Annotated in this window: 11 protein-coding genes; 7 read left to right on the top strand and 4 right to left on the bottom strand. The window is 37.0% G+C overall.

Annotated features, from left to right (window positions below):
• Window positions 1-71 precede the first annotated feature (71 nt).
• The 6 genes from eno (at window position 72) to NOV28_RS10325 (ending at window position 8,233) form a co-directional block, all read left to right on the top strand.
• The gene (gene eno, locus NOV28_RS10350; protein WP_255930666.1) at window positions 72-1,364 is read left to right on the top strand and encodes a phosphopyruvate hydratase; all 1,293 of its coding nucleotides are present in this window, start codon (window positions 72-74) and stop codon (window positions 1,362-1,364) included.
• An 83-nt stretch (window positions 1,365-1,447) separates the two neighbouring features.
• Complete coding sequence (locus tag NOV28_RS10345) at window positions 1,448-2,734, top strand: citrate synthase (protein WP_255930664.1); 1,287 nt, start codon at window positions 1,448-1,450, stop codon at window positions 2,732-2,734.
• Between the two features lie 197 nt (window positions 2,735-2,931).
• Window positions 2,932-5,430 (top strand): phenylacetic acid degradation bifunctional protein PaaZ, encoded by a 2,499-nt coding sequence (paaZ, locus tag NOV28_RS10340; protein WP_255930656.1) that lies wholly within the window; start codon window positions 2,932-2,934, stop codon window positions 5,428-5,430.
• 28 nt (window positions 5,431-5,458) lie between these two features.
• Window positions 5,459-6,712, top strand: coding sequence for a glycoside hydrolase family 5 protein (locus NOV28_RS10335; protein WP_255930655.1), 1,254 nt, complete (start codon window positions 5,459-5,461; stop codon window positions 6,710-6,712).
• A 23-nt stretch (window positions 6,713-6,735) separates the two neighbouring features.
• The gene (locus tag NOV28_RS10330) at window positions 6,736-7,503 is read left to right on the top strand and encodes an enoyl-CoA hydratase/isomerase family protein (RefSeq protein ID WP_255930654.1); all 768 of its coding nucleotides are present in this window, start codon (window positions 6,736-6,738) and stop codon (window positions 7,501-7,503) included.
• A 4-nt stretch (window positions 7,504-7,507) separates the two neighbouring features.
• The gene (locus NOV28_RS10325; protein ID WP_255930652.1) at window positions 7,508-8,233 is read left to right on the top strand and encodes an SDR family NAD(P)-dependent oxidoreductase; all 726 of its coding nucleotides are present in this window, start codon (window positions 7,508-7,510) and stop codon (window positions 8,231-8,233) included.
• Between the two features lies 1 nt (window position 8,234).
• On the opposite strand, the gene NOV28_RS10320 is transcribed toward NOV28_RS10325, so the two are convergent.
• Both NOV28_RS10320 and aspS read right to left on the bottom strand, forming a co-directional pair.
• Window positions 8,235-10,508 carry a GH92 family glycosyl hydrolase gene (locus tag NOV28_RS10320; RefSeq protein WP_255930650.1) on the bottom strand — a complete coding sequence of 758 codons (2,274 nt, stop codon included), beginning with the start codon at window positions 10,506-10,508 and terminating at the stop codon, window positions 8,235-8,237.
• 121 nt (window positions 10,509-10,629) lie between these two features.
• Window positions 10,630-12,384 carry an aspartate--tRNA ligase gene (aspS, locus tag NOV28_RS10315; protein ID WP_255930648.1) on the bottom strand — a complete coding sequence of 585 codons (1,755 nt, stop codon included), beginning with the start codon at window positions 12,382-12,384 and terminating at the stop codon, window positions 10,630-10,632.
• 176 nt (window positions 12,385-12,560) lie between these two features.
• Here aspS and NOV28_RS11215 point away from each other — a divergent pair, with 176 nt between their 5' ends.
• On the top strand, window positions 12,561-12,833 hold the full coding sequence (locus NOV28_RS11215) for a 30S ribosomal protein THX (protein ID WP_369413225.1): 273 nt from the start codon (window positions 12,561-12,563) through the stop codon (window positions 12,831-12,833).
• A 38-nt stretch (window positions 12,834-12,871) separates the two neighbouring features.
• Here the strand turns inward: NOV28_RS11215 and NOV28_RS10305 are convergent, their stop codons facing one another.
• Complete coding sequence (locus NOV28_RS10305) at window positions 12,872-13,534, bottom strand: DUF937 domain-containing protein (protein ID WP_255930646.1); 663 nt, start codon at window positions 13,532-13,534, stop codon at window positions 12,872-12,874.
• A 117-nt stretch (window positions 13,535-13,651) separates the two neighbouring features.
• Window positions 13,652-14,161, bottom strand: coding sequence for a DUF2480 family protein (locus tag NOV28_RS10300; protein WP_255930644.1), 510 nt, complete (start codon window positions 14,159-14,161; stop codon window positions 13,652-13,654).
• Between the last annotated feature and the right edge of the window lie 10 nt (window positions 14,162-14,171).

Below are 14,171 nucleotides of genomic sequence, written 5' to 3'. Positions count from 1 at the left end.
GGGTGAAACCTATAAAATAGTTCAATTTTCATTAAATTTGTAATTCAAAAATAAACGTTAAAAATAATACAATGAGTTACATTTCTTACATTGAAGCAAGACAGATTTTGGATTCCAGAGGTAATCCCACAATCGAAGTGGATGTTTTTACAGAAAATGGTGCGATGGGTCGTGCTGCAGTTCCTTCCGGAGCATCTACCGGCGAGCATGAAGCCGTAGAATTACGCGATGGCGGTTCTGATTATTTAGGGAAAGGAGTTCTGAAGGCCGTAGAAAATGTAAGAGAAGTGATCGCACCAGAATTGGTAGGACTTCCTGTTTATGACCAAAATTATATCGATCAAATCATGATCGACCTTGATGGAACTAAAAACAAAGGAAATCTTGGTGCTAATGCAATTCTTGGTGTTTCTTTAGCAGCAGCAAAAGCAGCAGCTACTGAACTGAGAATGCCTCTTTACAAATATGTGGGTGGTGTAAATGCCAACACACTTCCAGTTCCGATGATGAACGTAATTAACGGAGGTTCTCACTCCGATGCTCCGATTGCTTTCCAAGAATTTATGGTGATGCCGGTGAAAGCTGATTCTTTCTCTCACGCTTTAAGAAAAGGAACTGAAATTTTCCATAATTTAAAATCAATTCTTCATTCAAGAGGTTTATCAACCGCAGTAGGTGATGAAGGTGGTTTCGCGCCAACTTTCACTGGTACTGAAGATGCTTTAGATACTCTTTTGCAAGCGATTGAAAAAGCAGGTTACAAACCAGGTGATGATGTGATGATTGCTTTGGATTGTGCTTCTTCAGAATTCTACAAAGATGGAAATTATGATTATAGAAAATTCCAAACTCCTGATTCTGCAATATTTAACAGAAGTGAACAAGTAAATTATCTTGCTGAATTGGCAGCAAAATATCCAATTATTTCTATCGAAGACGGTATGCACGAAGACGATTGGGAAGGTTGGAAAATGTTGACCGATAAAATTGGTGACAGAGTTCAATTGGTAGGTGATGATTTGTTTGTAACCAATGTTGAAAGACTCTCAAGAGGTGTTAATGAAGGAATTGCTAACTCAATCTTAGTTAAAGTAAACCAAATCGGGTCTTTATCAGAAACTATGGATGCTGTTCAAATGGCTCAACACAACAGATATACGTCTGTAATGTCTCACCGTTCCGGGGAAACTGAAGATTCTACGATTGCTGATTTAGCAGTTGCAATGAACTGTGGACAAATCAAAACAGGTTCTGCTTCCCGTTCCGATAGAATGGCAAAATACAACCAATTATTGAGAATTGAAGAGGCTTTAGGAGAATCTGCTTATTTCCCAGGATTGGGTGCATTTAAAATAAAACGATAATAGGTAATATCAATAGAGAATACCAAGATTCATTTGCTGTTCTCTATCATTATTCATAATTTAGTAAAAAATAAATAATTAATATGTCAGATAATAAAGTTGTATTGAACTATGACGGGAAATCTTTCGAATATCCCATTATAGATAGTACTATCGGTGACAGAGGAATCGATATTTCTAAATTGAGAGACCAAACAGGTTTGATTACATTAGATTTAGGTTATAAAAACACAGGAGCTACATTAAGCGATATTACCTATCTTGATGGTGATAATGGCGAATTGTACTACAGAGGTTACCCTATTGAACAGATTGCTGAGAAATCTAACTTCACAGAAGTAATGTATCTTTTGCTTCACGGAGAATTGCCTACGAGTGATCAGTTTCAATCATTTCAAAAAGGGATCAACAAATATAATTTTGTTGCCGATGAAATGAAGAAAATCCTAGATGTTTTCCCTAGATCTGCCCACCCAATGGGAGTTTTGTCTTCTCTTACTTCAGCACTTACAGCATTCAACCCGAGAGCTGTTGACGTTAATTCTAAAGAAGATTTGGATCACGCTGCAGAGATGATGATTGCTAAATTCTCTCACCTTTGCGCTTGGACTTACAGAAAAAAACTAGGTTTGCCAATCAATCATGGAGACAATAGTCTTAATTATGTAGAGAATTTCTACAAAATGTGTTTCCGTCGTCCAAACGAAGAATTCCATTTAGATCCAATTGTTGTTGGTGCTTTAGATAAATTATTAATCCTTCACGCTGATCACGAACAAAACTGTTCTACTTCAACAGTAAGAATGGTAGGATCTGCACACACCGGATTATTTGCATCTGTTTCAGCTGGTATTTCCGCACTTTGGGGGCCACTTCATGGTGGTGCAAATCAAGCTGTGATTGAAATGCTTGAGCTGATTGAGCAAGACGGAGGCGATGTTGCAAAATATGTAGAAAAAGCTAAAAATAAAGACGACAATTTCCGTTTGATGGGCTTCGGACACAGAGTTTACAAAAACTTCGATCCAAGAGCAACCATCATTAAGAAAGCTGCTGATGATATCTTAAATGCTTTAGGTATTGAAGATAAAGCTCTAGATATTGCTATGCAATTGGAGAGAGTAGCGCTAGAGGATGAATATTTCGTAAGCAGAAAACTCTATCCAAACGTGGATTTCTATTCAGGAATCATCTACAGAGCATTAGGAATTCCAACCGAGATGTTTACCGTAATGTTCGCATTGGGAAGACTTCCAGGATGGATCTCTCAATGGAAAGAAATGCGTTTACACAACGACCCAATCGGAAGACCAAGACAGGTTTACCAAGGAGCTCAAAAACGCGATTACGTAGACTTTAGCGCAAGATAATTTTGCGATAAATTAATAAATTTCCCTTTCAATTTTCATTGGAAGGGATTTTTTTTATGGTTTAATTTGATTTAATCATTTATTTTTTAATGACAAACCGCTTCTTTTTCAGCAATTTCAGGTTTTTGAAAACTATATTTTAGCAAATTTGAAAATTTCTGTATCTTAACATTCTTAATATTTACTTATTTAAAAAAATGCAAAAGCTCAAAAACTATATCTACAACCAATGGGTAGAAGGAACCGGCGAAGGAAATCAACTTTATAATTCAGTAAACGGAGAAAAAGTGGCAATCGCCGACACCGAAGGAATCAATTTCGAGCAAGCGTTAGATTTCGGAAGAACGGTCGGTTATAAAAATCTCTCTTCCATGACTTTTTATGATCGAGGTGAAATGCTCAAGAAAATGGCACTTTATCTTCTCGAGAGAAAGAAAAAATATTACGAAATTTCCTATAAAACCGGTGCAACTCATACGGATTCTTGGGTAGATATTGAAGGTGGTTTTGGAACTTTTTTCACTTATTCAGGTTTAGCAAAAAGAATGTTACCCAACACGCCGTTTTGGGTAGATGGAGATACGCAGAAAATTTCAGCCAACGGAACTTTTCTCGGAACGCATATTTTAACACCAAGTGAAGGGGTTTCTGTTCAAATTAATGCTTACAATTTCCCAGTTTGGGGAATGTTGGAGAAACTTTCAACCTCGCTTTTGGCGGGAGTTCCAAGTATTGTGAAGCCTGCAACGCCAACAAGTTATCTCACCCACGCCGTTTTCGAAGACATGATCGCAAGCGGAATTCTTCCCGAAGGTGCCATTCAACTAATTTGTGGAAGTGCAGGAAACATGCTTGAGTTCATGAAAGATGGAGATTCTGTTCTCTTTACGGGTTCGGCTTCCACCGGGAAAAAATTGAAATCAATGCCGTCCATTGCTCAGAATTCTGTGCGATTCAATATGGAAGCAGATTCTTTAAACTGTTCAATTTTAGGTTTAGATGCAAAACCAGGAACTCCGGAATTTGATCTTTTCATCAAAGAAGTTCGTAACGAAATGACTACTAAATCCGGTCAAAAATGTACCGCAATTCGTAGAATTATCGTTCCGGAAAATTTGATTGGTGATGTTCAGAATGCTTTAATTAAATCTTTAGATCAAGTAAAAATTGGAAATCCACTCAATCGCGAAACGCGAATGGGCGCTTTGGCCGGGAAAGATCAGTTCAAGGAAGTTTCTGAAAAAATCAATTTATTAAAAACCGAAACGGAACTCATTTACGACGGAAAACAAGATTTAATTGACGCTAATTACGAGTCCGGATCGTTTATGAGTCCGAAATTATTCTACAACGACCAACCTTTCAATAAAAACATTTCCCACGATGTGGAAGCATTTGGACCTGTTTCTACAATCATGCCTTACAAAGATGCGGAAGAAGCCGCTGCTCTAGCGAAACGAGGAAAAGGAAGTTTGGTAGGTTCCATCATTTCCCACGACGAAAAATTTGTTGCAGAAACATCTTGGAAAATGGCGACCACTCACGGTAGAATTTTTGTTTTAAATCGAGATAATGCCAAAGAATCCACAGGTCATGGTTCTCCGCTTCCAACTTTAATGCATGGCGGCCCCGGAAGAGCAGGCGGTGGTGAAGAAATGGGAGGATTGAACGGACTTCATTTCTTTTTACAGAAAACTGCCATTCAAGGTTCGCCGGATATTTTGACGGCGATAACCAAAATTTACCAACAAGGTGCAACGCAGAAATTTTCAGACAAACATCCTTTCAGAAAATATTTTGAAGAAGTAGAAATCGGAGATTCTCTAGAAACCGCCGGAAGAACAGTTACAGAAGCCGATATTGTGAATTTCTCTAATGTATCTTGGGATCATTTTTATGCTCACACCGATTCTACAAGTTTGAACGGAACTATTTTCGATAAAACGGTTGCACATGGATATTTTATCCTTTCTGCGGCAGCTGGTTTGTTTGTTTCCGGGAAAAAGGGACCTGTTATCGCCAATTATGGATTGGAAAATGCAAGTTTCTTCAAACCGGTTTATGCAGGAGACACGATTACGGTTTATTTAACGGCCAAAGAAAAAATCAACAAAGGGGTAAAAGGAAGAAATATTCCGAGTGGTGTGGTGAAATGGCTGGTTGAAGTTGTCAATCAGCGCGATGAGATTGTTTGTGTTGCGACGATTTTGACTTTAGTTGCTAAAAAATCTCAGTTTTTAGAATTGAATGTGAGAAATATTCAAAAGAAATTGAATGCGTTAACGGAAAATTCTCAACCGAAATGGGGAATTATGACGCCGCAAAATATGTTGGAACATTTAGAAGATTTCTTGCAATTTTCAGTGGGAGAAAAACATATGGAATGCCGAACAAAAGATGAGGAACAATTGGAAAAACTTCGCGATTGGCTTTACAAAGAAAAACCAATTTCTCGGGATTTAAAGTTCGAAGGATTACCGGAAAATGAAAATGCGTCGCTCCGCTACAAAAATCTTGACGAAGCCAAAGAAAAATTCATGAAAAGCTTGAAATCTTATCTGGTATATTATCGCGAAAATCCTTTGGTAGAACACACTCATCCTCTTTTTTGCAAAATAGGAAAGGAGATGTGGGAGCTTTTCCATCGCAAACATTTTACGCATCATTTTGAACAATTTGATATTTTAAACGACTAAAAATTAATTATTGATTAATATTAATAAAATGAAAATAATTTCTTTTTTAAAGCCGTTTGTATTGCTTGTTATGTTGATTTTCAGTCATCTATTTTTAGGGCAGAAAATCAATAAGAATACAAAATTTTTGTATGTTGATGGACAAAATATTTATACACCGAACCATCAAAAATTCTTTATACAAGGTACAAATCTCGGAAATTGGCTGAATCCGGAAGGATATATGTTCTTTTTTGAAGGTACATCTTCTTACCGTTTGATCAATGATGCATTTGCTGAAATGGTTGGGCCGCGTTTTACCAATGAATTTTGGCGAAATTTCCAGAAAAATTATATTACCAAAGATGATATTCTCTACATCAAATCGACAGGAATGAATACTGTGCGAATTCCTTTTCATTATAAAATGTTTACGAATGAAGATTTTATGGGAGTTTCCGATGACCAGAACGGATTTAAAGTTTTAGATGAAGTTATTTCTTGGTGCAAAGAGGCGGGTTTGTATGTAATTCTTGATATGCACGTTGCGCCTGGTGGACAAACGGGCGATAATATTGATGATAGCTATGGTTATCCATGGTTGCTTTTGGAAAAAGAAGATCAAAAACAATTCATCGAAATCTGGCAGAGAATTGCAAAGCATTATTCGAAAGAAACAGCAATTTTAGGCTACGATTTGTTGAATGAACCTATTGCGCACTATTTTGATAAAGATTTGCCTTTGCTGAATTCCAAACTAGAACTGCTTTATATTGAATGCACTGCGGCAATCAGAAAGGCTGATAAAAACCACATTATCCTTTTGGGAGGAGCACAGTGGAATGGAAATTTTAAAGTATTTAATAATCCTAAATTTGATGACAATATCATGTACACTCCACATCGATATTGGAGTGGTACGGATAAAAATGCTATTCAGGATTTTATTGATTTTAGGGAAAAGGTAAATTTACCACTTATGATGGGCGAAACCGGCGAAAACACTGATGAGTGGGTGGAACAATTTCGAAAAACGCTTGAGGAAAATAATATTGGCTGGACATTTTGGCCTTATAAAAAAATGGTTCCCAAAAGTGGAATGATGTACATCCCAAAACCTGAAAACTGGGATCTCATCGTGGATTACACCAAAAAGGATAGAAGCAATTTCTCGAAAGTTCGCGAAGCAAGACCAAATCAGGCTTTAGTGAGAAAGGCAATGCTCGATTTGCTCGAAAACATGAAGTTTAAAAACAACAAAAAAATTGAAGGTTATACCAAAGCTTTGGGAATGAAACCTTAAAATAATCAAGATAAAAATAGAAAATGAACAACGGATTTGTAGCCCAAGAGATAAAAAACAACATCGCTGAAATTACTTTCGGAACCCCGAAAAGCAATTCTTTGCCGGGAGAAATTTTAGAAAAATTGGCGCAAACTATTTTAGAAAGCGGAAAAGATCAAAATGTCAAAGCAATTCTTTTAAAATCCGAAGGAGATAAAGCATTTTGCGCCGGAGCCAGTTTCGATGAATTATTGGAAATCGAAGAGTTGGAAAAATCGAAAATATTTTTTGGAGGTTTTGCTAAAGTTTTAAATGCGATGCGAAATTGTGGGAAAATAGTCATCGTTCGTGTTCAGGGAAAAACAACCGGTGGAGGCGTGGGAATCGCTTGTGCAGCCGATTATTGTTTCGCTACAAAATACGCAGCAATGGCTTTAACAGAATTGAATTTGGGAATCGGGCCATTCATTATTGGACCTTATGTAGAAAGAAAAATTGGAAAATCTGCCTATTCAGCGATGTCGATTGACGCAGATTTCAGAACTGCAGATTGGTGCGAAAAACACGATGTCTATCATTCGGTTTCAGAAAATATTCAGGAAATGGATGAGAAAATTATTGCCTTTATGGAAAAACTATCAACCAGAAGTTCTGACGCTTTATCATTGATTAAAAAAGTTTCTTGGGAAGGTACCGAACATTTTGATCAATTAATGCCAGAAAGAATTTTGATGAGCGCTTCATTAATTTTAGAAGATTCCGCCAAAGAAAATATTGGAAAAATTAAGGAAAGATTGCGTGCGAAATAGCATAATGGATTTTTATAAAACCATCCTAATTCTCGGTGCGAATTCCGATGTTGCGAAGCAATGTATTTTGCAATATTCGGAAAAGGGATTTCATGTTTTGGCGGCTTCCAGAGATTTGTCTTCGCTGAAAAATTTCGTTGAAGAAAATAATCTCCAAAATAATGTTGAACTTAAATATTTCGACGCCACAGATTTCAGTTCTCATCAAAAATTTTATGATGAACTATCAGCAAAACCGAATATTGTGGTTTATGCCGCCGGTTTTTTGGTGGAAAATCAAGAGGCTTTGCATGATTTTGAAAGAACTTTCAACATGATGAAAGTGAATTACATTGGCGCGGTTTCTATTTTAAATATTATTGCAACCGATTTTTCCAATCAAAATTTAGAAAGAATTATCGGAATTTCTTCGCTTTCTGGTGTTCGTGGACGAAAATCAAACTTTGTTTACGGAAGTACAAAATCTGCTTTTACCCAATATTTATCAGGTTTGAGACAAGAATTGGCATCAAGGAAAGTGATCGTGAATGTTTTGGTGAGTGGCTACATCAATACCAAAATAAATGCAGGTTTGGAACTCAACAAAAACCTGATGATGGAACCCGATTATGTTGCGAAACATATCGTAAACGCAGGAAATTCTTTCACCATCGTCCCAAATTGGAAATGGAAAATCATCTATTGGATTTTGAAACTTTCACCGGAATTTTTAGTTGCGAAATTGCCTTAAGCTAATGTTTATCGCTCATGGTGAAAATAATTTCACCACCATTGGCGATATCACTGTGTTTTAGCAAATGCGTTTTTATTTCTTTTCCGTTGACCGAAATTTTCTTTACATACACATTTTTCTCCGATTGATTTTCGGTTTTGATGTGCAAAGTTTTTCCGTTTTCTAAATTGATTTTCGCAGATTTCACGAGTGGAGAACCGATTTGATATTCGTCGGAACCTGGAAGAACAGGGTAAAAACCAAGCGCCGAGAAAACATACCAAGCCGACATTTGTCCTGCATCATCGTTTCCGCAAAGCCCATCTTCTTCTGCAGAATACATTTTTCGCAAGATCATTCTTACACGTTCTTGTGTTTTCCAAGAATCGTTGGTCCAGTTATAAAGATATGGAATGTGATGCCCCGGTTCGTTGCCGTGAACGTAGTTTCCGATGATCCCGTCTCGGGTGATGTCTTCGTTTTTCTCGATGTATTTGTCGGCAATTTCCGTGGTGAAAATTTCATCTAAATGTTTAGAAAATTTCGTTTTTCCGCCCATCATTTTTATCATTTCCGGAATATTTTGCGGAACATAAAGTCCGTAATTGAAGGCGTTTCCTTCGATAAAACCTTGTCCGTGCGTATCCATCGGATCAAATTCTTTCTTGAAAGTTCCATCGGAAAGTTTCGGATGCATAAACCCAGTTTTCGGGTTATAAACATTTCGGTAAGATTCGCTTCTCTTCAAATATTCATTTTCGGTAGTTTGGTCTCCTAATTTTTTGGCAATTTGTGCAATTGCCCAATCATCATAAGCATATTCTAAAGTTTTGGAAACCGACGATGAACTTTTATCTTCCGGAACGTAACCATATTTTAAATAATGTTCAATTCCATCGTAATATTTTAGGTTTGATGAATTTTTAGAAGCAATTAAAGCTTTATTTAAATCAATATTTGTAGTTCCTTTTGCGATGGCATCGGCAATTACCGAAACGGAATGATAGCCAATCATGCACCAATTTTCGTTGGCATAATGCGACCAAATCGGCAAAGCTTTGTGAACGCTTTGATCATAATGAGCCATCATCGAATGAATGAAGTCGTTGTTTCTTTTCGGTTGAATGATGTTGTAAAGCGGGTGCAGCGCGCGATAGGTGTCCCAAAGTGAAAAAATAGAGTAGTTCGTAAAACCTTCGGATTCATGAATGTTTTGATCGAGTCCAAGATATTGTCCATCGATATCTTCATACAAAATCGGCGACATCATGGTGTGGTAAATTGCCGTGTAGAAAGTTTTTTTATCGTTTAGATTTAATGTTTCTACTTCAATTTTTGAAAGTTCTTTTTCCCATTTTGCCGAGGTTTCTTCTTTAATTTGATTAAAATTCCAATGCGGAATTTCTGCTTCCAAATTTTTCAATGCTCCGTTGGTTGAAGTATTTGAAAGAGCAAATTTCACTAAAATCTGTTCATCTTTTTCGGTATCAAAATCGAAGTAAGCGCGGATTTGTCTTCCTGCAAATTCTGGGAAATTTTCATTTTCATTAAATTTTCTGTAAAAGCCGTTGTATTCTACCTTTTCATATCTTTTTCTTCCATAATTTTTAAAAGGTTTAGAAAACTTCATCGCGAAAAATACTTTTTTAGTTCTCGCCCAACCTGTAGTTTCTCGGTATCCAATAACGGTTTGATTATCTTCTACTCTTACGAAAGTCCATACATTTTTCCCTTCATAATTGTAAATATTCGACATTAAATCTAAAATAATGTGCGATTCTCCAGATTTAGGAAAAGTGTATCGATGAAAACCAACGCGGTCGGAAGTCGTAAGTTCAGCTTTGATGCCATAATCATCCAACATTACTTCATAAAAACCGGGTTCTGCTTTCTCGGTTTTTTTTGAAAATTGGGAATGATATCCGCTTTTGGGTTCGTTGATTTTTCCGGGTTCTAAATTGAGTTTTCCCGTTGTGGGCATGATTAAAAAATCTCCCAAATCCGAGTGACCAACGCCGCTAAAATGAGTGTGTGAAAATCCAAAAATAGTTTGATCTTGCGCTTGATAACCAGAACAGTAACGATATGTTTCGGGATTGTATTTTCCATCAATCGCGTAAGGAACTTGGTTTGTTTCCGGAGAAAGCTGAACCATTCCAAACGGGGAAGTGGCTCCGGGAAAAGTGTGTCCCATGTTTTTTGTTCCCACAAATGGATTGACGAATGAAGTGAGTTTTTGAGCGTTCATAGAGATGAATAAGAAAAAAGAAAAAAAGAGAAAGATGAATTTCATGGCTTTGGAAAATTTGACTAAAATTAATGTTTTTAAGTTAATTTTGATGAAATTTAAATGTAAAAAAGAAGCAATCCCATTGATTGAGATTGCTTCTTGGCTTGTTTTAAAAACACTTGATTTATCCTTTAGTTTCTACTTTCAAGAAAAGTTCATCCAACTGCTCGTCTGCAATTTTACTTGGTGCATCGATCATGACGTCTCTTCCGGAATTGTTTTTCGGGAAAGCGATGTAATCTCGGATCACTTCGTTTCCGTCTAAAATCGCTACCAATCGGTCGAAACCAAACGCTAAACCAGCGTGTGGCGGTGCTCCGAATTTGAAAGCGTTCATCAAAAATCCAAACTGAGCTTCAGCATCTTCTTTCGTGAAACCGAGTAAATCAAACATTGTTGACTGCAATTCTTTGTCGAAAATTCTTACCGAGCCACCACCGATTTCGTTTCCGTTCAGTACCAAATCGTAGGCGTTTGCTCTTGCTTTTCCGGGTTCGGTTTGCAATAAATGTACGTCTTCCGGTTTTGGGGAAGTGAAAGGGTGGTGCATCGCGTGATATCTTCCGCTTTCTTCGTCCCATTCCAAAAGTGGGAAATCGATCACCCAAAGTGGAGCGAATTCTTTCGGATTTCTTAAACCTAAACGGTTTCCCAATTCCATTCTGAGAGCAGAAAGTTGGGTTCTTACTTTATTTTCATTTCCGGACATGAGGAAGATTAAATCTCCCGCTTTTGCTCCGAATTTTTCTGTAATTTTCTTTAAATCTTCTTCATTGTAAAATTTATTTACAGAAGAAGTTACGATTCCGTCGTTTTGGAATTTAATCCAAACCATTCCGGAAGCTCCTATTTGTGGGCGTTTTACCCAATCAATTAATTCATCGATTTGTTTTCTGGTATAATCGGCGCAACCTTCAACGTTGATTCCAACCACCAATTCTGCATCATCAAATATTTTGAAATCTTTGCCTTTTACCAATTCATTTACTTCCACGAATTCCATACCGAATCGGATGTCCGGTTTGTCGTTTCCGTATTTTTTCATCGCATCAGCGAAGGTCATTCTTGGGAATTTTCCGAAATCTTTTCCGGTAATGTCTTTCAACAAATTTGCGGTCATTCCTTCGAAAATTTCCAGAACATCTTCCTGTTCTACAAACGCCATTTCGCAATCGATTTGGGTGAATTCCGGCTGTCTGTCTGCACGCAAATCTTCGTCACGGAAACATTTTACAATTTGGAAATAACGGTCCATTCCGCCAATCATTAAGAGTTGCTTGAAAGTTTGTGGCGATTGCGGAAGTGCATAAAATTGCCCCGGATTCATTCTGCTTGGAACCACAAAATCTCTCGCACCTTCTGGAGTAGATTTAATGAGAACCGGAGTTTCAACTTCGATAAAATTTTGGTCAGAAAGGTAATTTCTTACTTTTTGCGCCATTTTATGGCGGAAAATCAATTTGTCTTTTACCGGATTTCTGCGGATGTCCAAATATCTGTATTTCATTCTCAGTTCTTCACCACCGTCGGTTTCGTCTTCGATGGTGAATGGCGGAAGCTGAGATTCATTTAAAATCGTTAGTTTTTCAACTAAAATTTCTATTTCTCCTGTCGGAATTTTCGGGTTTTTGCTTTGTCTCTCGATCACTTTTCCGTTCACTTGAATTACAAATTCGCGACCGAGTTTTTTTGCATTTTCTAATAATTCAGCTGATGAACGATCAGCATCAAATACCAATTGGGTAATTCCGTAGCGATCTCGCAAGTCGATCCAAATCATAAATCCCTTGTCGCGGATGGTCTGAACCCAACCGGAAAGGGTGACGTTTTGATCAATATTTTGTAAAGAAAGTTCTCCGTTGGTGTGCGTACGAAACATATTTTTAGGATATTTGAGTTAATCAATTTTGCAGGGACAAAGATAAGTTTTTTGAACGATTGTAAGAAGTGATTTTTGGGCAAATGGAATTCTCGGAAAGTGATGATTTATAGTGTTTAAGGTCTAAACTTTATGATTTTTTAAGATTCGCTTTGGCGATTTTTTAATTAACTTTGATGAAATCAACATCAAAAAATAATTTAATTATGGGAAAAGGAGATCAAAAATCAAGACGAGGCAAAGTTACAGCTGGAAGCTATGGAAAGAAAAGACCTCGAAAATCTGCCTCTGTGAAGAATATTCCGGTAAAAGTTTTGGATGAAGATGACAAAAAATCACCGAAAGCCAAAGTGCGAAAAGAAGTTGGCCAACCAACCGAAAAAACTGAAAATGCAAACGTAGAAAAGAAGCCAAAAGCGGCTCCAAAAACTAAAAAAACCGAAGAATAATCTTCGGTTTTTTTTAATTTATTAGTGGAAAGTTAAATTTATTTTCCGCCTAAAATACTGCCTAATAATCCTCCCAATCCGCCTTGTGATTGCTGTTGCTGATTACCACCGCCAAGAACGGATCCCAAAATATCATTCAAAGGATTTCCGGAATTGTTGGCTTGAGAACCACCCAAAACACTTCCTAGAATGTCATTCAAAGGATTTGAAGGTTCAGATTGAACTTGGCTTTGTGCACCTCCTAAAATTCCGCCCAACAAATCGCCTAAACCACCACCGGAAGTTACTCCGCTTGATTGTTTTTGTTTGCCGATATAACCCATAATTACTGGAGCCAGCATCGCTAAAATGGGTCCGATTTTGTCCATTGAAATTCCCGTATTCTGAGAAAGTTGATTTTCTACCGTAGCTTTTTGACCTCCGAAAATATGATCCAAGATAGAACCTCCTTCCTGTTGACGCGCTTCTACTTGAGAAGGATCGTCTAAAATACTTCCATCGTGATCTTTGTCTAAAGCGTTATTTAAAGCTTCAGCTTCGTTCGGATCTTCTTGAGATTTTTTTCTTAAATAAGAAATAACCAAAGGCGCAGCAACTGCTAAAAGGGCAATAATTTGGTTTTTGCTGATGCCAAATTTGTTTTCGGCTTGTGTTGCTACTTGGTTTCCGGCGTTTCCGGTAATTAAATCTATTAAACTCATAGTTTGTATTTTTTGTGATTAAATATGAAACTCAAATGTAACAAAAAATCTTCCGCAATCTTTTTTTAGAATGATAAAGTATTGTTAAAATTTTAAGTTTAATGAAAACTAAAAGATTTAATTTTTAAAAATCGGAACATTCGAACAAGCTTCGCCAAACATCAGCGATTTTACGAGTGGTTTCAGCTGTTCCACCAATTCGATATAAGCATTTTCCGGAATTGATTGGTCGCTGCAACCTTTTACTAAAACTCTTTTTCCGTTCATTTCGCTGAAATCGTAGGTTTGAATGGCGTTGTGCATCAACAACACTTCCAAATCTTCACGGTTTCCGAAAACGATTTTTTTAGCAACTTCGGTTAGTTTTGCGGTGATGAGAAAGTACGCCCAAAGGGGAACAATCGCATCTGCAGAGTTATAAATGTAGATATAGGAATCTTCAAAATTATCTGTATTGAGTGCTGCAATTTTTTCGCGAAAGTCTTTTTCTTTTAAAATTAAACCTTCGAAAAGGAAATCTTTCAAGTCAATCCCGATTCTTTTTCCTTTCGGTATTAATGCAGAAAGGTCGAAATTAATCAAACCGCTGTCTGCAACTTTATTTTTTATTTCAAATTCTTCTGACATTTTTTATCTT

The sequence above is a fragment of the Kaistella montana genome, assembly GCF_024436175.1.
Classification (GTDB): Bacteria; Bacteroidota; Bacteroidia; order Flavobacteriales; family Weeksellaceae; genus Kaistella; species Kaistella montana.
The sequence above is the reverse complement of the archived record's forward strand: the minus strand, read 5'-3'. Positions and strand labels throughout refer to the sequence as shown.

What these genes read in the sequence shown, in the direction of transcription:
- NOV28_RS10325 (WP_255930652.1), top strand. Translation starts at nt 7,508, where the DNA reads ATGGATTTTTATAAAACCATCCTAATTCTCGGTGCGAATTCCGATGTT.
- paaZ (WP_255930656.1), top strand. Translation starts at nt 2,932, where the DNA reads ATGCAAAAGCTCAAAAACTATATCTACAACCAATGGGTAGAAGGAACC.
- eno (WP_255930666.1), top strand. Translation starts at nt 72, where the DNA reads ATGAGTTACATTTCTTACATTGAAGCAAGACAGATTTTGGATTCCAGA.
- aspS (WP_255930648.1), bottom strand. Translation starts at nt 12,384, where the DNA reads ATGTTTCGTACGCACACCAACGGAGAACTTTCTTTACAAAATATTGAT.
- NOV28_RS10345 (WP_255930664.1), top strand. Translation starts at nt 1,448, where the DNA reads ATGTCAGATAATAAAGTTGTATTGAACTATGACGGGAAATCTTTCGAA.
- NOV28_RS11215 (WP_369413225.1), top strand. Translation starts at nt 12,561, where the DNA reads ATGAAATCAACATCAAAAAATAATTTAATTATGGGAAAAGGAGATCAA.
- NOV28_RS10335 (WP_255930655.1), top strand. Translation starts at nt 5,459, where the DNA reads ATGAAAATAATTTCTTTTTTAAAGCCGTTTGTATTGCTTGTTATGTTG.
- NOV28_RS10330 (WP_255930654.1), top strand. Translation starts at nt 6,736, where the DNA reads ATGAACAACGGATTTGTAGCCCAAGAGATAAAAAACAACATCGCTGAA.
- NOV28_RS10320 (WP_255930650.1), bottom strand. Translation starts at nt 10,508, where the DNA reads ATGAAATTCATCTTTCTCTTTTTTTCTTTTTTCTTATTCATCTCTATG.
- NOV28_RS10300 (WP_255930644.1), bottom strand. Translation starts at nt 14,161, where the DNA reads ATGTCAGAAGAATTTGAAATAAAAAATAAAGTTGCAGACAGCGGTTTG.
- NOV28_RS10305 (WP_255930646.1), bottom strand. Translation starts at nt 13,534, where the DNA reads ATGAGTTTAATAGATTTAATTACCGGAAACGCCGGAAACCAAGTAGCA.